The organism is Chryseosolibacter indicum, assembly GCF_018598585.1.
In the GTDB taxonomy this organism is placed as follows: domain Bacteria; phylum Bacteroidota; class Bacteroidia; order Cytophagales; family Cyclobacteriaceae; genus Chryseosolibacter; species Chryseosolibacter indicus.
The window spans coordinates 1-16,828 of sequence record NZ_JAHESD010000085.1; the positions used below are offsets into that span (position 1 = coordinate 1).

Here is a 16,828-nt window from a genome sequence, read left to right on the forward strand (position 1 = left end):
ACCTTATACCCATAAAAATGGAACGGAGTTCGATTGGTTCAGGTCAAGAATGCTGGGCGGAAGAACAAATCACTGGGGAAGAATATCGCTTCGTTTTGGTCCTAAAGATTTCAAAAGAAAAAGTATTGACGGATTGGGTGACGATTGGCCAATAGGTTACGATGATGTCGCTCCTTATTACGACAAAGTCGACCGTCTTATTGGTGTCTTCGGATCAAAAGAAAACTTCGACAACGAGCCGAATGGAATCTTCCTTCCTCCTCCTAAACCAAGACTACATGAGCTCTTCATTAAAGAAGCAGCTACTTCAATAGGCGTTCCGGTAATACCATCGCGTCTTTCCATTCTTACACAAAAGATCAACGACAAACGTGGCCAATGCTTCTACTGTTCCCAATGTAATCGCGGATGCCAGGTTTATGCCGATTTCTCGTCATCTTCGGTTCTTGTAAAACCTGCATTAGAAACCGGCAATGTAGATGTAATCGCAAATGCCATGGCGCGCGAAGTATTAACAAATGATGAAGGCCTGGCTACAGGTGTATCTTATGTTAACAAAGACGACATGCAGGAGTATGTTGTAAACGCAAAAATTGTAGTGTTGGCTGCCAGCGCCTGTGAATCTGCAAGGTTGCTACTCAACTCGAAATCAAAACAACACTCCAACGGCCTTGGAAACTCGAGCAATGTAGTAGGTAAATATCTTCATGACTCAACAGGAGCTTCCATGGGCGGTATTCTTCCTAAACTTATAGGCAGAAAGCGCTATAATGAAGACGGTGTTGGCGGTATGCACGTATATACACCATGGTGGTTAGATAATAAGAAATTAGATTTCGCCCGTGGCTACCACATTGAATATTGGGGGGGTATGGGCATGCCTAGCTATGGCTTTGGTTTTGGAATTCAAAATACAAATGGAAAGTATCCTGGTCGCGATGGCAAAGTAAAAGATGCAGGTGGATATGGCACATCACTTAAAGACGATTACCGTTACTTTTATGGTGCTACATTTGGTATGTCGGGGCGTGGTGAAGCTATTGCCCGCGAGGACAATTACTGTGAGATTGATCCGACAACAGTTGATAAATATGGTATCCCTGTTCTCCGTTTCCATTACAAATGGAGTGACCAGGAAATTAAGCAGGCCAAACACATGAAAGAGACCTTTGCAGAAATCATTGATAAAATGGGAGGTGTAGTAACTTTTGGCCATGGCTCAGCAGAAAACAACTGGGGATTAGAGACCCCTGGTAGAATTATTCACGAGGTTGGAACAACACGGATGGGCAATGACCCTAAAAAATCGGTTGTAAATAAGTTTAACCAGGCACATGACTGTAAAAACTTATTCGTAGTTGACGGCGGACCTTTTGTTTCTCAGGCCGACAAAAACCCAACGTGGACGATACTCGCACTCTCAATGCGTGCTTCAGAGTATATGATTGATCAGATTAAGAAACAGAATATTTGATTGTTGTTACAAGTTAAAGGTTTAATGTTATGCCGACTTTCAAAACGTTTGAAGACATCGAAGCGTGGAGGTTAGCAAGGGAGCTATGCAAAGAAATTTATGAAGTTACATTAACAGGAACCTTTGCTAAGGACTACAGACTTCGAGACCAAATCAATAGATCAAGCGGATCAATAATGGATAACATTGCAGAAGGATTCGAAAGAGGTGGCAATAGAGAATTTATTCAATTCTTATCCATCTCAAAAGCCTCTTGTGCTGAAGTTCGATCTCAACTATACAGAGCATTAGACCGAAAACATATTAACAATGAACAGTTTGAACGGCTAAAAAACAAATCTATTATAATCAGTAGAAAGATTAGTAGTTTAATGTCCTACCTAATGGACTCACCAATAAAAGGTCAGAAGTTTCAAGAACCCGATGAGGATTATCTGGCGTCCAAACTTGAAACTTTAAACCTTGAACCTTAAACAAAGCATCATGGACAGAAGAAAATATTTAAAAACACTCGTAGCCGGATCTGCAGGAGCGGGTCTTTTGCTACAGGGTTGTAAAGATGATAAACAACCACAGGCACCTGAAGTAACCAAAGAGTTCACCATTGACAGAACCAAAGCCGAGCTTGAATATGAACGGAAATTACTTTCGGAGAAGTTCTTTGATGAGCATGAAATGAAGACGATCTCAGTACTTGCTGATATTATTATTCCGGCAGATGAAGTATCGGGAAGTGCAACTGATGCAAAAGTACCTGAGTTCATCGAGTTCATTGTTAAAGATATGCCACGTCACCAGATACCAATGCGCGGTGGCATTAAATGGCTCGATCTGCAAATGATGAGACGTCATAATGCTGACTTTGCTTCTTGTACCAAAGAACAACAAATTGCTATGGTTGATGAAATAGCATATCCTGAAAAAGCTAAACCAGAAATGCTTGCAGGTGTTGCTTTCTTTAACCTGATGCGCGATCTTACTGCTACTGGATTTTTTACCAGTGAAATTGGCATTAAGGATCTGGGGTATGCAGGTAATCGTCCTAACCAGTGGGATGGCGTTCCGCAGGATGTACTAGACCAATACGGGATGAAATATGACGAAAGAACACTTGAGATCAGTGTAAAACATACATAGTCAGGAAGAAAAACACTTAACCAAATGAAATCAGATAAGAAAGTTTCAAGAAGGAATTTCATAAAATCTGCAGGCGTTGGCGCTGCAGCTTTTACCATCGTTCCTCGCTTTGTTCTTGGTAAAGGTTACAGAGCACCAAGTGACACACTCTATGTTGCCGGTATAGGCGTAGGAGGTAAAGGAGAAAGTGATATTGCCAACTTTGCAAAAAGCGGAAAAGCGCAGATAGCATTTCTTTGCGATGTTGATGACCGCAGGGCTGCCAAATCAGTAGCTGCATTCCCTCAGGCAAAATATTATAAAGACTACCGTAAAATGCTTGAGAAGGAACACAAGCACATTGATGCTGTTTCCGTATCAACACCAGATCACAACCACGCTGTTCAGGCATTGGCAGCTATGCAGCTTAAGAAACACGTATATGTTCAAAAGCCACTAACGCACGACATTTATGAGGCACGTATACTAACAGAAGCTGCAAAGAAATATAAAGTAGTTACCCAAATGGGTAACCAAGGTGCATCAGGTGACGGTGTGCGCCAGCTTATGGAGTGGTATAATGCCGGGTTAATAGGAGATGTTCATACCGTATATTGTTGGACAGACCGTCCCGTATGGCCTCAAGGTATTCCATGGTCAACACAAAAAGGTGTAGTACCAAAAGAACTTGACTGGGACCTGTGGTTAGGTACAGCACCTTACAAAGACTACGTTGAGAAGCTTGTTCCATTTAACTGGCGCGGATGGTGGGACTATGGTACAGGTGCACTGGGTGATATGGGATGTCACATCATAGAGCCTCCGTTTAGAGTCTTAAATCTTAAATACCCAACTGATGTAACAGCGAGCGTTGGTAGCGTATACGTTGATGAATTCAAGAGAGGCTATTTCCCTGAAAGTGGTCCTCCTTCGTCTTACATCGTTCTTACCTTCCCTGAAAGAAATGGAAAACCTCCTGTAAAACTTCATTGGATGGATGGTGGCATACAACCACAACGTCCTGAAGAATTAGGCCCTAATGAAAAAATGGGTGACGGCGGTAATGGTGTTATTTTCGTAGGTACAAAAGGAAAAATGATGTGCGGCACGTACGGGATATTGCCGTCATTAATACCTACATCAAGAAATGCAGAAGCAAACGTACCGCAAACTATCAAGCGCGTACCTATGGGAGCTGAGGGTCATTACGCACAATGGGTAGAAGCTTGTCTTGCAGGATACGGTAAAATGGAAGTAAGCTCTCCTTTCGAAATTGCAGGTCCGTTAACTGAAACAGTTCTTATGGGTAACCTTGCTATTCGTAGTCAGGACATCAGGAAGCCGATACCTGATCAGCCAAACAGATTTGATTATCCGGGTAGAAACATTAAACTTCTGTGGGATGGTGAAAACATGAAGATCACCAACTTTGATGAGGCTAATCAATTTGTAAAAAGAGAATACAGAGAAGGATGGAAACTGGCTTAACAGTTATCCTTTAAATCAAAATAAAAAAAGAGGCTTTAAAAAACAGCCTCTTTTTTTTTACCCATTCCATCACTTCATTCTTGCAAGGTAGCATGGCTCGCGAATGGCTTGGGAATGGATTCTGCCAGCACCATGCGAGCACCATGCCAGCACCATGTCTGCGAGAAAACACCCCTGTTTCTCGCAGACATACTGTACGCACGGTGCTGGCATGGTGCTCGCATCGTACATTTTGAAGGTTACACCCCTGATATCATCATGCTAAACACATCAATCCTTAAATAAATTAAAAATATTTATCACCGCGTATGGATTGCGGTGTGCAAGCGTACTTTTGTTTCAAAAACACCAATTCTATGGGAATAAGTCAAGGAGATTCAATGAGTACGGTAAGCAATGGCATCGGCAATGATGTATTCACGCTTATATCGCAAAGAAAACTAGCAATATTCTCAAAGATGTTCAACTATCGGCATCCTGGTAAGGATTAAACATACTGTTAAACAAATTCTGGCATTTCTTATATTTTTGACATTCGAGACCAACCAAGAACTTAAGCGAAATGCTCAAAATCGACTCTCATACGCATATCATCCCTAAAAAATTACCGAATTGGACTGAAAAGTTCGGATATGGGGATTTTATATACCTCCAACATCACAAGAAAGGGTTCGCAAAGATGATGCGTGGGAATCAGTTCTTCCGGGAAATAAAAGAAAATGCCTGGAATGCCGAATTGAGAATTAAAGAGTATGAAAAGTATAACACACAGGTACAGGTTGTTTGCACCATTCCGGTTATGTTTTCTTACTGGGCCCGACCGCTTGATTGCCTTGATCTTTCAAAATTTCTTAATGATCACATTGCTGAATTAATAATTAAGCACCCTAAAAACTATTTAGGGCTGGCCACCATCCCTATGCAGGATACAGAACTTGCTATACAGGAATTGGAACGTTGCAAAGAAATAGGCTTACAGGGCGTACAGATAGGATCAAACATCAATGATCTCAACCTGAATGAAGAACGCTTCTTCCCTATTTTTGAAGCTTGTGAGAAACTTCAAATGGCGGTGCTCGTTCACCCGTGGAATATGATGGGACAAAAACAGATGCAGCGTTATTGGCTCCCCTGGCTTGTTGGAATGCCCGCTGAAACAACACGTGCTATATGCTGCATGATCTTTGGAGGAATTTTCGAAAAGCTTCCCCGATTAAAAGTAAACTTTGCACATGCCGGTGGTTCGTTTTTGTCTACCATTGGAAGAATTCAACATGGTTTTGAATGCAGACCCGATCTTGTTGCTATCGACAATAATGTACCTCCTAAAAACTACATCGGAAAGTTTTGGGTTGATAGTGTAACACACGATGCAATGATGCTCGAATATGTTTTGAAGCTCCAGGGCTCAAAAAGAATTACTTTAGGTACCGATTATCCTTTTCCATTAGGAGATTTGGAAATTGGCCGGTTTATTGAGGAGATGAATTTAGATCAACAGGTTAAAGAAGATATTTTTTACGGCGCCACGCTTGAATGGCTCGGATTAGATAAGAACAGGTTCGAATGAAAACTTTACTTTTAATACTAATATTATTCACTTTAAGCGTGGGTTCCGCACTTGCCCAAAGCCAGAACCCGCGCACGCTTGAGTATTTAAAGCAGGAGGAGCAACGTAAAAAAGCTGAGACTGCACGGCAGCTGGATTCAGGCGTATACTACATGGAAAATGAACAATATCTTCTTGCAGATCAGAAATTCAGATATGTATTAGAAAATGTTAAGAGCGTTCCTTCAGACCTCACCTTCTTCTTTGGGAAAAACTCGTACTACTTAAAGCAATACAGGCAGAGTATAGATTGGCTTAATAAGTATATTCAATTAAAAGGCACAGGTGGTCAACACTACGAGGAAGCAACATCGTGGCTTCGGAAATCAGAAGAAGAACTTGTGAAAGAAAGGGCTGCAGAATCCAAAAAAGCAGAGCAAGTGCTTTCCTCCAGTTACGATATTGACTGTGGTCCGAGCGGTAAGGTGTCGTGCCCCGTTTGTAAAGGAGACCATGTTATTATAAAACGTGGCGCCTTTGGTGACGAGTATAAGACATGCCCTTATTGTAATGAGCATGGTATTCTTACATGTGAAGAATACAATCTCCTGCTCCGCGGCGAGCTTCAGAAGAAGCAACAGTAGACTTTCGGAGAAGGGAATACTTTATCTTTTTTAAAAATTTCTTACTTTTGCGGATTATAAATTAAAGAACTGGATTAACCTGCAATTAATCAGCGCTTTATGGCATTACACAACCGCATTGACAGTCGCCTTCTCAAGGAGAAGATTAAGTCTACCCCACAAAAGCGAAAAACCATTTCGTTTTACAAATACCACTACATTACAAACCCGCAAGAATTCAGAGATATACTATACGCTAATCTTGAAGTAATTGGTGTGCTCGGAAGAATCTATGTTGCTGATGAAGGCATCAACGCTCAGATAAGCGTGCCGGAAGAAAACCTCGAAAAATTCAAAGATTATTTATACAGTGTCGATTTCCTTAATGGCGCTCGCCTGAACATTGCTGTTGAAGATGACGGAAAATCTTTCTTCAAATTGAAAATACTGGTACGTAAAAAGATAGTAGCGGATGGGTTGGACGACGGTAGCTTTAATGTTACAGACCAGGGTGCGCATGTTAATGCAGAACAATTTAACAAACTTGCTGATGATCCCAATACAATTATTGTGGATATGCGCAATCATTACGAAAGTGAAGTAGGCCATTTTAAAGGCGCTGTTTGTCCGGATGTAGATACATTTCGCGAAGAGCTTCAGATTGTTGAAGACATCATGAAAGAACAAAAGGACAAGAACCTTCTCATGTATTGCACAGGCGGCATTCGCTGCGAAAAAGCAAGTGCATGGATGAAACATCTCGGCTTTAAAAATGTATTTCAGCTTGAAGGAGGAATCATTAAATACACACATGAAGTAAAAGAAAGAGGACTTGAAAACAAGTTTGTAGGAAAGAACTTTGTGTTTGATGAACGCCTCGGAGAGCGTATTACAAATGATATTATTGCCAAGTGTCATCAATGCGGTAGCCCTTGCGATGATCATACCAATTGCAAGAATGATGGTTGTCATCTACTATTCATTCAATGCAAAGCATGCGCAGAAAAATACAATGGATGTTGTTCTGATGAATGCAAAGAGATTATCGTGCTTCCTATAGAACAACAAAAAGAAATCCGCAAAGGAATTAATAAAGGCAGACAGGTTTTTAAGAAGGGAAGATCGGAGAAACTGAATTTGAAGGTAAGGTAAATGTTTCCGGATGCCTGATGCTGGGTGCTTGATCCTGGATGCTAGACAATGGTAGGTTCTTTTGATTCAAAAGATCATGAGTTATAAAAATTTAGAGATATGGCAACAACGAAGATATCAATAGATATTCATGCTATGACTCTTTCTCTTTTTTCGTTTGAACAATTTGAAGAAGCACAGCAGATCAGAAGATAGAGGTTAAATAACTTCTTAAAACAATTGCAGAATCCCATGAAAGCCAGATCGCAAAATTTACACGAACCATTAATAGATTATGGTTCAATGCTTGAATAAATCGAGCATCAAGTTACCAGAGCCCAGAATCCAGTATCAAGAATCGAATTATCAATTAAAAATGACCATTCGCATAGGCATCATCAACATTTCTGACAGGGCAAGCCAGGGAATTTATAAGGATTTGCCGGGCATGGCAATTGTAGACACGCTTAATGAGTATTTGAAAAGCCCTTGGGAGAAGGAGTATGCCATAATCCCGGATGAACAGCCTCTTATTGAGAATACGATGATTGACATGGCTGATCATAAGAATTGTTGCCTGATTATTACATCAGGAGGCACGGGACCCGCTAAGAGAGATGTTACACCAGAGGCTACCGAAGCGGTATGTGACAAAATGATGCCGGGCTTCGGAGAGCTCATGAGAGCCAAAAGTCTTACATACGTACCTACAGCAATCCTTTCGCGACAGACCGCGGGGATCAGAAATAAAACATTAATTGTAAATTTGCCAGGTAAGCCCAAAGCTATCAGGCAGTGTCTGGATGCAGTTTTCCCTGCGATACCTTATTGCATTGATCTGCTTGAAGGACCGTTTATAGAGTGTAACGAGGACGTAATCAAAGCATTCCGTCCTCAGAATGTTTAATTAGTAGAGACTTATGGCACGGATCAAGTACTATTACGACACTGAAACATGTAAATACGAACGCGTACGAACGAAGAAAAGTGACGTAATTTTAAATGCTTTAGGCATTCTTTCCCTTACTGTAATCATGGCAGTGGGACTCGTATTTCTTTATAGCAGTTATTTTGAATCACCAAAAGAACTCATTTTAAGAAACGAGGTAAAAGAACTCGAGTTCTATTATGCAAGCCTCAACAAAGATGTTGAGAACCTTCACAACATCTTAAGCAACATCGAGCAGCGTGATGATAATATCTATCGTGTTGTTTTAGGCGCAGAGCCAATCGAAAAATCAGTACGTGAAGCGGGTGTCGGTGGTTCAGATCGATATGCTGCTATTCGTGAAAAATCAATAGATCATAAAGATCTTGTTATTGACCTTCATGAAAAAGTAGATAAACTTAGAAGAAAACTTTATATAGAATCTAAGTCGCAGGATGAAGTAGTACTTCTTGCAGAGCAAAAAGAGAAATTATATGCAGCTATTCCTGCTATACAGCCTATTGCAAATAAACAATTGATCGCATTGGCATCTGGCTTCGGCTATCGAATCCACCCCGTTTATAAAGTAAAGAAACTACATTCTGGTATTGACTTCGCTGCAAGTATTGGAACACCAATATATGCTACCGCAGATGGTAAAGTAGCTGTTGTTGATGTGAAGTTTAGTGGATACGGTAAAATGGTGGAGATAGACCATGGTTTTGGATACCGCACCCGATATGCACACATGCATGGCTTTAATGTACGGGTAGGCCAGCAGGTTAAGCGTGGCGATCTGATAGGTTATGTAGGAAATACAGGTATGTCTACTGCGCCTCATCTTCATTATGAAGTATTCATTAATGGTACGCAAGTAGATCCGGTTCACTACTTCTTCAATGACCTTACTCCTTCTGAGTACGAGAAGATACTTGAGTTAGCAACAATGGATAACCAATCGTTAGGAATGTAAGAGAACTTATAAAAAGAATAAACTAAAACGGATAACTTAACACAAACAGTTATCCGTTTTTCATTTCTACAAATAGCAGAAGCCCAATCAGCGCTCGTCGTAGAACAAGATTCACCGATATTCCCTTCGGTAATGATACGACAGCAAAGGCTTTCTTCTTATCAATTAAAATTTCAAGGCCTAAGATCAATTGCTAATTCTTAACAGCATTCGCAACCATTGATGCACTGCATGAGCAATGTATGATGATGTGTTCTTACGAAAGTGTTTTTGAATCAAAATTCGAAATGAATTGACGATTATGTAGATGAAGCGGTCTGAATAACTTACTTTCGGGATTGATTTCGCTGAAAAGCGGAAGAATTTTCCCTCCTATACCTGCCCCATACAGTACTAAGTACTGAGCTGAGGCAGGTTACACAGGGAAACGCTATGGCAAAATGCTAATTCACTGTGTTTGGAGAGGACTTTAAAGTAAAAGCATAGCGCTCAATTTTCCTAAAGAAATAAAGAAACTTTGTTTAGCCTGAAAAAATGGCTTTTTTGTGACAAAATAGCATGCTCGAGGATAACTATAAACAACGCGGATTGCGCAATAAACTGGTCAAAATCCTTGAAAAAAAGGGTATTCAAGACCAGCGGGTATTAGCGGCTGTTGGAAAGGTGCCGCGCCATTTCTTTTTTGAAACGGCCCTTTTAGATCACGCTTACCAGGATAAGGCTTTCCCAATTGGGGAAGGACAAACCATCTCGCAGCCTTATACAGTCGCGTTTCAAACCGAAAAACTGGAATTGCAGCCCGGAGACAAAGTTTTAGAGATTGGTACAGGCTCCGGGTATCAGGCCTGCATATTAATGGAGATGGGCGTACGGGTTTATACTATAGAGTATAACCGCGTTTTATTTGAGAGAACACGTGAGTTTTTACCGCTTATGGGCTATAAACCCTATTTTTTTCACGGCGATGGTTCTAAAGGGCTCCCTGCAAAGGCTCCGTTTAATAAGATTATTGTAACTGCTGGTGCTCCTATTGTGCCCAATGCCCTTGTCGATCAGTTAGTTGAAGGTGGTATTTTAGTGATTCCTGTTGGAGATCGAGAAAAACAATACATGCTCCAAATCCGAAAGAAAGAAGGAAAACTAATAAAAACAGAGTTTAAAGGGTTTGCTTTTGTGCCCCTTTTGGGTGAGCAAGGCTGGAAAAGCTGATCGTTTCTATACTCTATGGATGTAGTTATAAAATCCTTCAACAGACCCTATTACCTCGAAAGGTGTTTAAAGAGCATTCGACAGCATATCAGGGGATACGCAAGTATTATTGTTCTCGACGATGGTACTCCTGAGCAATATTTGGATAAGATTCAAACTGGGTTTCCTGATATTAGAATATATAGGTCAGAATACTATTCACAAAAAGCAGAGGCCATACAACTTCACTTATGCGGTAAAAAGGCTTACGCTCAACTTAATATTCCTGTTAGATTTTGGCGCGAGCATATTGAAAGGGTTTCTGATTTTTTTCTGCTCCTTGAAGAAGATGCCTGGGTTACACAACCAATTGATCTTGGTGTCTTGTCAGAAACAATGCGCAAGAACAATGTTAACATAACCAAGTTGTTTTGGGCCTCAAGTAAAGACATCATTAGAGGAGAGAAGACCAAGCTTAACCGAGAAGTTGAACTCATCGCCCCTCAGCTGCCCATACAAAACCAGGCTTTTGCCAGCGTCCTCCTTACAAACAAGTATAGGCTAAAGTCCTTACTCATAAAGTGCAACGTAATTACTAGCCGCTTCTTCCTTCCGTATTATAATCTTTACACAGTTTCATCAGCTATTTTTAATAAGCAATACTGGTTGTATTTATGGAAGGATGCACAAGAACTAGTAAATGAAAGCGAGCAACTCAAGAAAGCTTTGCTATGGATGAACCTGCATAAACAGCGTACCTTCGCTAAGTCACCGGAAGAAAGAATAAAAACTTCCTATATAACAACATCTGTCAATTCCTTTCGCTCCATTCATTTCGATTTTATCAAGTTTAACCACTACCTTAATCAAGCCTGGTTTCAGAATAAGCTGGATGTAATGGAGAATTTTCCGAATGATTTTACTGAAAGGTATCTCGGCAGTTTTATCCAATCTCAAAACGACTCGTCCTGTAGTATTACACAATGGAAACGCTGGGTCAAAGCCTTTAAAAGTCAATTTACTTCAATGGGTTTAACAACGGACTAGTGGCGGGATCCTATCTGGATTTGTTAATGACCAAAGTATCCCAAAATAAAGGCTGTTCTCCTTTGCAGGCGGCAATTTCGCTCATTTGCTACTCGTTATCATTAGGGTTGATCTTCGTATAGCCGTTCTATGCTGAAGTTTACAAGCTGTAACCTTATCTTTAAATTGAATTTTTAAGAAACTAAATGATTAAAGAACTAACATTAACCAGCATGAAGCTTTTACTCCCCCTCCTGTTTTCGTGTTTTCTGGCAAATGGGCAAAGTATTATCGGGAAATGGAAGACAGTTGACGACAATACCGGAGATGAAAGATCGGTAGTAGAAATCTTTCAGAAAGGTGACAAAGTATATGGCAAGATCATTAAATTGTTCCGGAAGCCGGGTGAAGATCCCGATCCTGTATGTGAAGCTTGCGATCACAGTGATACAAGATTTAAAAAGAAAATTGTCGGCATGGAGATTATACAGGACATGGTACTATCCGAAAATGAATATATAGATGGCAATATACTAGATCCGCAAAATGGTAAGATCTATAAATGTAAACTATGGCTAGAAGGAGACCATTTGAAAGTAAGGGGCTATTGGGGTCCGTTTTATAGAACACAAACCTGGAAAAAAGCCAACTAAAGACATATTCGATTAAATTATCATCAAAAAGGTAATTTTACTGGTTACAAGCACTTAAAGGATGGTATTCAAGACGAGCTCAAGCATGAACGAAAAAGAGATTTTCGACCGTATTCAAAAAGGCGACGAGAAAGCTCTTGAGTTCCTGTATAAAAAGTACTATCGGATGATGACCAAAATGGTGATCTCCAATAGTGGCACAGAAGAGGAAGCACGAGACATATATCAGGAAGCCTTAATTGTCTTCTGGCAGAAGGCAACTTCAGGAAACCTGGTGATGACGTCGAAAATAAGTACTTATATCTATAGTATTTGCCAGAATTTATGGCGAAAAGAACTGGATAGAAAAAAACGTCTCTCCAATGAAGAAAAGGATTCTGCAGTTTCTATAGATACCGAAACCCCAGAGAAAGAAAGAATAATTGCACAATGCATTGAGCAATTAGGCGAAACGTGTAAAAAAGTATTGATGTATTACTACTTTGATGAAATATCTATGCAGGACATTGCAGAGAAGCTTGGTTTCGCCAATACAGATACTGCAAAAACAAAGAAGTATAAGTGTAAGAAGAAGTTAGATGAATTGGTGAAAGCTCAGTATTCTGAGCAGGACTTTTTAGATTAAGTATCATGGCTACAGAAAGAGATCTTGAATTGTTAGACGACTACCTCACAAACAGGTTAAATGCTGAGGATAAAGTTAACTTTGAACAAAAGCTTAAGTCCGACCCACAACTTAATAGTGAATATAATTTACAACAGCACCTTGTTAAGGCAATTAAAGCCAAACGTATTGCTGAACTAAAATCACTTTTAAACAACACTCCTATTCCACCTGCAAATCCAGGAACTTCAGCAATTGCAAAATTCGCTTTGGGTACTTTCGTTGCAGGAGCTGTAGCAACAGGTGTGTACCTGTATCAGAATAACAAAAACAGCGAGAATCAGACAACAGTTACTGCTCCTGACCAGACAGAAGAAGCCAGAGACACAGCAAATGAATCTGTAACTGAAACAACGCCTGCTACGGAAAGTACTGAAACAGAACAATCTTCTAATCCTGTAGTTGAGAATACGCCAACTGTTACCCCTGAAAAAAATAAAACAAAAGTAAACACTAAGACCGACTCCAACGCTTCTACAAAAAACCGTAAACCGGTACTTGACATATTTGATCCATCTTCAGAAAATACCGGAGAATCAAATTCTGCAGATATAAGGGATGAATCGGTTATTGGGGGAGAATTAAAAGACGGCCCATCTGTTGCTGTGGAAGTAGATGAGGCCAATAAAAAATACCCTTTTCACTACCAGTTTAAAGATGGAAAATTATTCCTGTATGGCCCGTTCGAAAAGAATCTCTATGAGATAATGGAATTCTTTGCCGAAGAAAAAAGAACGCTTTTCCTTTATTACAAAGATGGCTACTACCTCTTAAAGGAAGAAGACAACAAGATCAAACCACTGACAGAGATTACCGATCAATCTTTAATTCAGAAATTGAAAGAATACAGAGGGAATTAGCCTCAGTTCAATATTAAGATCAAACCCGCCAGCAATGACTGCAGCGGGTTTTTCTTTTATAAAAAAGCGCGTGAAATTGGCGTTTTCCAATAAACGTGAAGCTACCACGTTTGGGCTTATGTATTTTATCCTAAATTTGTACTCGCATGGAAAAAGCGACCCGTAAAAAGAAGCTAGGAGGATATCCCGCAGTAGGTGTAATGCTAAGTGTTACACTTGCGCTCTTTGTTATTGGCCTTTTTGGATTGCTGATGTTGTATTCAAAAAAGCTTGAGCAACAGATCCGGCAGAACATCAGAATGCAGGTCTATCTGAAGTCTAACTTAACCAATGCACAACGCCTTCAAATTGAAAACAAGCTGCTTGCGTTGCCTTACATTTCTCAGGAAGCAGGAGAAAAAATAACTTTTGTCTCTAAGGATGAAGCAGCTAAGAAATTTATTGCCGAAACCGGCGAAGACTTCACAAAGTTTATAGGCGAGAATCCGTTAAGAGATGCCTACCTGATTACCATTGATCCTGATTATCACACCAAAGAAAAGATGGATTCTATTAAAACGGGCATCCAGAAAATGACAGGCGTTTTCCAGGTATACTATGTTGAAGGCGTAATTGAAGCAGTAAATGAGAACGTCACCAAAATCGGTTTATTTCTTGCCGGCCTGATTGTAATCTTATTAATAACGGTTGTACTACTTATTAATAACACACTACGAATTGCATTATTCTCACAACGTTTTCTAATAAGAAGTATGCAGCTTGTTGGAGCTACAAGCTGGTTTATACAAAGGCCATTTTTATTCCGCGCTGCGGGTTATGGATTTGTGGGTGGTCTTGTCGCAGGTGGACTTCTCTGGTTGCTTTCGGACTATGCCCAGGGAAAGATTATAGACTTGAGAACATTGCATAATCCTGATGATTTTTTAAAACTTATTCTACTTATACTGATACTGGGTGTAGTTATTACTGTAGCAAGCACCCTGGCTTCTATACATAAGTACTTGAGAATGTCGTTAGACGAACTTTATTGAATTTTAAAATATGAATAAACTTCCTTTTGGGAAAAAGAACTATCAATGGATGATTATCGGGATCATCATTCTTATTGTAGGTTTTACAATTATGTCATTAGATCCAAATCAACACGGTTTTGGCTTTCTCGGATTAACACTCGGGCCAATAGTAATAATGGCAGGTTTTATCATTGAGATTTATGCCATTCTTCATAAACCAACTGAATAACTGATTCACCATTAATTATAGTTATGTCAGTTATTGAAGCTATCATCCTTGCCATCATTGAAGGCATTACAGAATTTCTTCCCATTTCATCAACCGGGCATATGATTATAGGCTCCTCGCTGATGGGAATAGCGCAACATCCTTTTACAAAAATGTTTACTGTGGCAATACAACTTGGGGCTATCCTTTCTGTTGTAGTACTGTATTGGAAACGCTTCTTTCAGTCTTTCGAGTTTTATTTTAAACTATTCGTTGCCTTTATTCCAGCGGTAATAGGCGGTCTTTTATTCAAAGATTATATCGATGCACTACTTGAACGTGTAGATGTTGTTGGCTATATGCTACTAATAGGCGGTATATTCTTCCTGTTTATGGATAAAATCTTTGCTTCAGACAGAGTAACCGAAGAAGAGATCACTTACAGCAAGGCTTTTAAAATAGGAATGTTTCAAATCATTGCCATGGTTCCGGGTGTAAGTCGTTCAGCTGCTACTATTATAGGTGGTCTTTCACAAAAATTAAATAAGAAGACTGCTGCGGAGTTTTCTTTTTTCCTTGCCGTGCCTACTATGTTTGCTGCCACTGTTCTCTCCATTTACGAATTCTTCAATGATGGAGGTTCATTTGGTGAGCAGGAAATTACAGCACTTATTATTGGTAATGTTGTAGCTTTTGTTGTAGCCATGATAGCAATAAAGTCTTTTATCGCCTTCTTAACCAAGCATGGATTTAAAGTATTCGGATATTATAGGATTGTCGTAGGCATCGCTATTCTTATAATGTATTACATGGGCCTTGAACTTTCTATTGTGTGACACCAATACCTGATGAAGGAAGGGTTTTACTTATCAATAAACCACACGGTTGGACATCGTTTGATGTTGTAAACAAACTACGCTACAAACTCAAGATTAAAAAGATCGGTCACGCAGGCACTTTAGATCCTCTGGCAACTGGCCTGCTCATTATCTGTGTCGGTAAGATGACGAAGCGTATCGAAGAGTTCATGGGATTAGAGAAGGAGTACACTGGCAAATTTGTAATAGGTCAGGTTACGCCATCACACGACCTGGAAACTGAGGTATCAGAAAGAAAAGATATTTCATTTCTTACAGATGAGGGCATCAGACAAGGAGCACTTTCTTTTATTGGCAAAGTACATCAATTACCTCCCATGCATTCTGCAATAAAGGTTGGCGGCAAAAGAGCATATGAATTTGCACGGCAGGGTAAGGAAATCATACTTCAGACACGGGAAATAGAGATCAAAGAATTCGAGATAACCAATATTGCGCTGCCAGAGATTAGTTTTAGAATTGTTTGTTCGAAAGGAACATACATTAGAAGCATTGCGCGTGATTACGGGGAAGCCCTTGGAGTAGGCGCATACCTTTCAGAACTTTGCAGAACTAGGATCGGTAGTTATAATCTTACTGACGCAGTATCAGTAGATGATGTACAGTAAAATGTATTACGCATGAAGATTTATCATGGCATTGAAGATTTTGCACCGCTCGACTTTGCTGTGGTCACCAGCGGAACTTTTGATGGCGTACATGTTGGCCATCAAAAGATCTTACAACGGTTGATAGAGGTGGCGAAAAGAAATGGTGGAGAAACTGTAGTAATAACCTTCTGGCCCCACCCCCGCCTTGTGCTTCACCCGGAAGATGAATCCCTTAAGCTTTTAAATACGTTCGAAGAAAAGGCTGCGCTTATTAAAGAACAAGGGATACAACATTTAATCAGAATACCTTTTACAAAAGAGTTTTCTCAACTTACTTCACAAGAGTTCATTCAGAAAGTATTGATTCAAACCATTGGGACAAAAAAACTTGTAATCGGTTATGATCACCACTTCGGCAAAAACCGTGAAGGAAGTTTTGAACAACTGAAACTGAACGCTCCTCAAT

The 16,828-nt window shown here is 40.0% G+C and carries 19 protein-coding genes and 1 pseudogene; all 20 read left to right on the top strand.

The genetic code is table 11. From position 1 onward, the window contains the following. A partial coding sequence (locus KK060_RS22565; protein WP_254157067.1) for a GMC family oxidoreductase occupies positions 1–1,474 on the top strand: 1,474 nt, incomplete at its 5' end. Positions 1,475–1,503: 29 nt separating this feature from the next. Next, entirely contained in the window at positions 1,504–1,947 is a 444-nt protein-coding gene (locus KK060_RS22570) for a four helix bundle protein (protein WP_254157069.1), read from the top strand. 10 nt (positions 1,948–1,957) lie between these two features. Next, positions 1,958–2,611 (top strand): gluconate 2-dehydrogenase subunit 3 family protein, encoded by a 654-nt coding sequence (locus KK060_RS22575; protein WP_254157071.1) that lies wholly within the window; start codon positions 1,958–1,960, stop codon positions 2,609–2,611. 24 nt (positions 2,612–2,635) lie between these two features. Then, positions 2,636–4,078: a Gfo/Idh/MocA family oxidoreductase gene (locus KK060_RS22580; protein ID WP_254157073.1), complete on the top strand. Its 1,443-nt coding sequence runs from the start codon at positions 2,636–2,638 to the stop codon at positions 4,076–4,078. A gap of 356 nt (positions 4,079–4,434) precedes the next feature. Further along, positions 4,435–4,569 (top strand): hypothetical protein, encoded by a 135-nt coding sequence (locus tag KK060_RS25130; protein ID WP_302180155.1) that lies wholly within the window; start codon positions 4,435–4,437, stop codon positions 4,567–4,569. Positions 4,570–4,640: 71 nt separating this feature from the next. Beyond that, positions 4,641–5,648, top strand: a complete 1,008-nt coding sequence (locus tag KK060_RS22585; RefSeq protein WP_254157075.1) for an amidohydrolase family protein — start codon at positions 4,641–4,643, stop codon at positions 5,646–5,648. After that, on the top strand, positions 5,645–6,271 hold the full coding sequence (locus KK060_RS22590) for a thioredoxin domain-containing protein (RefSeq protein ID WP_254157077.1): 627 nt from the start codon (positions 5,645–5,647) through the stop codon (positions 6,269–6,271). Before KK060_RS22585 ends, KK060_RS22590 begins: the two co-directional genes overlap by 4 nt. A 99-nt stretch (positions 6,272–6,370) precedes the next feature. Further along, a complete protein-coding gene (gene trhO, locus KK060_RS22595; protein ID WP_254157079.1) occupies positions 6,371–7,402 on the top strand; it encodes an oxygen-dependent tRNA uridine(34) hydroxylase TrhO in 1,032 nt (343 codons plus the stop codon). Positions 7,403–7,757: 355 nt separating this feature from the next. Next, complete coding sequence (mog, locus tag KK060_RS22600; protein ID WP_254157081.1) at positions 7,758–8,288, top strand: molybdopterin adenylyltransferase; 531 nt, start codon at positions 7,758–7,760, stop codon at positions 8,286–8,288. A 13-nt stretch (positions 8,289–8,301) separates the two neighbouring features. After that, positions 8,302–9,282 (top strand): M23 family metallopeptidase, encoded by a 981-nt coding sequence (locus KK060_RS22605; RefSeq protein ID WP_254157083.1) that lies wholly within the window; start codon positions 8,302–8,304, stop codon positions 9,280–9,282. A 558-nt stretch (positions 9,283–9,840) separates the two neighbouring features. Beyond that, the gene (locus KK060_RS22610; RefSeq protein WP_254157085.1) at positions 9,841–10,491 is read left to right on the top strand and encodes a protein-L-isoaspartate(D-aspartate) O-methyltransferase; all 651 of its coding nucleotides are present in this window, start codon (positions 9,841–9,843) and stop codon (positions 10,489–10,491) included. Positions 10,492–10,506: 15 nt separating this feature from the next. After that, positions 10,507–11,517, top strand: a complete 1,011-nt coding sequence (locus KK060_RS22615; RefSeq protein ID WP_254157087.1) for a glycosyltransferase family 2 protein — start codon at positions 10,507–10,509, stop codon at positions 11,515–11,517. Positions 11,518–11,729: 212 nt separating this feature from the next. Next, positions 11,730–12,149: a DUF2147 domain-containing protein gene (locus KK060_RS22620; RefSeq protein WP_254157091.1), complete on the top strand. Its 420-nt coding sequence runs from the start codon at positions 11,730–11,732 to the stop codon at positions 12,147–12,149. An 85-nt stretch (positions 12,150–12,234) separates the two neighbouring features. After that, the gene (locus tag KK060_RS22625; RefSeq protein ID WP_254157093.1) at positions 12,235–12,774 is read left to right on the top strand and encodes an RNA polymerase sigma factor; all 540 of its coding nucleotides are present in this window, start codon (positions 12,235–12,237) and stop codon (positions 12,772–12,774) included. 5 nt (positions 12,775–12,779) lie between these two features. Further along, the gene (locus KK060_RS22630) at positions 12,780–13,673 is read left to right on the top strand and encodes an anti-sigma factor (protein ID WP_254157102.1); all 894 of its coding nucleotides are present in this window, start codon (positions 12,780–12,782) and stop codon (positions 13,671–13,673) included. Between the two features lie 146 nt (positions 13,674–13,819). Then, entirely contained in the window at positions 13,820–14,704 is an 885-nt protein-coding gene (locus KK060_RS22635; protein ID WP_254157104.1) for a cell division protein FtsX, read from the top strand. A gap of 10 nt (positions 14,705–14,714) precedes the next feature. Next, complete coding sequence (locus KK060_RS22640; protein WP_254157106.1) at positions 14,715–14,915, top strand: DUF3098 domain-containing protein; 201 nt, start codon at positions 14,715–14,717, stop codon at positions 14,913–14,915. A 23-nt stretch (positions 14,916–14,938) separates the two neighbouring features. Next, entirely contained in the window at positions 14,939–15,730 is a 792-nt protein-coding gene (locus tag KK060_RS22645; RefSeq protein WP_254157108.1) for an undecaprenyl-diphosphate phosphatase, read from the top strand. Further along, positions 15,727–16,380, top strand: coding sequence for a tRNA pseudouridine(55) synthase TruB (gene truB / locus KK060_RS22650; protein ID WP_254157110.1), 654 nt, complete (start codon positions 15,727–15,729; stop codon positions 16,378–16,380). Before KK060_RS22645 ends, truB begins: the two co-directional genes overlap by 4 nt. 12 nt (positions 16,381–16,392) lie before the next feature. Further along, positions 16,393–16,828, top strand: a pseudogene (locus KK060_RS22655) (bifunctional riboflavin kinase/FAD synthetase); the annotation flags it as partial.

Excerpts from the sequence above, each read along its gene's own strand:
- KK060_RS22645 (WP_254157108.1), top strand. The coding sequence starts at position 14,939 with ATGTCAGTTATTGAAGCTATCATCCTTGCCATCATTGAAGGCATTACA.
- KK060_RS22570 (WP_254157069.1), top strand. The coding sequence starts at position 1,504 with ATGCCGACTTTCAAAACGTTTGAAGACATCGAAGCGTGGAGGTTAGCA.
- KK060_RS22625 (WP_254157093.1), top strand. The coding sequence starts at position 12,235 with ATGAACGAAAAAGAGATTTTCGACCGTATTCAAAAAGGCGACGAGAAA.
- KK060_RS22590 (WP_254157077.1), top strand. The coding sequence starts at position 5,645 with ATGAAAACTTTACTTTTAATACTAATATTATTCACTTTAAGCGTGGGT.
- KK060_RS22585 (WP_254157075.1), top strand. The coding sequence starts at position 4,641 with ATGCTCAAAATCGACTCTCATACGCATATCATCCCTAAAAAATTACCG.
- KK060_RS22575 (WP_254157071.1), top strand. The coding sequence starts at position 1,958 with ATGGACAGAAGAAAATATTTAAAAACACTCGTAGCCGGATCTGCAGGA.
- KK060_RS22620 (WP_254157091.1), top strand. The coding sequence starts at position 11,730 with ATGAAGCTTTTACTCCCCCTCCTGTTTTCGTGTTTTCTGGCAAATGGG.
- KK060_RS22580 (WP_254157073.1), top strand. The coding sequence starts at position 2,636 with ATGAAATCAGATAAGAAAGTTTCAAGAAGGAATTTCATAAAATCTGCA.
- KK060_RS22630 (WP_254157102.1), top strand. The coding sequence starts at position 12,780 with ATGGCTACAGAAAGAGATCTTGAATTGTTAGACGACTACCTCACAAAC.
- KK060_RS25130 (WP_302180155.1), top strand. The coding sequence starts at position 4,435 with ATGGGAATAAGTCAAGGAGATTCAATGAGTACGGTAAGCAATGGCATC.
- KK060_RS22640 (WP_254157106.1), top strand. The coding sequence starts at position 14,715 with ATGAATAAACTTCCTTTTGGGAAAAAGAACTATCAATGGATGATTATC.
- KK060_RS22615 (WP_254157087.1), top strand. The coding sequence starts at position 10,507 with ATGGATGTAGTTATAAAATCCTTCAACAGACCCTATTACCTCGAAAGG.
- trhO (WP_254157079.1), top strand. The coding sequence starts at position 6,371 with ATGGCATTACACAACCGCATTGACAGTCGCCTTCTCAAGGAGAAGATT.
- KK060_RS22610 (WP_254157085.1), top strand. The coding sequence starts at position 9,841 with ATGCTCGAGGATAACTATAAACAACGCGGATTGCGCAATAAACTGGTC.
- mog (WP_254157081.1), top strand. The coding sequence starts at position 7,758 with ATGACCATTCGCATAGGCATCATCAACATTTCTGACAGGGCAAGCCAG.
- KK060_RS22605 (WP_254157083.1), top strand. The coding sequence starts at position 8,302 with ATGGCACGGATCAAGTACTATTACGACACTGAAACATGTAAATACGAA.
- KK060_RS22635 (WP_254157104.1), top strand. The coding sequence starts at position 13,820 with ATGGAAAAAGCGACCCGTAAAAAGAAGCTAGGAGGATATCCCGCAGTA.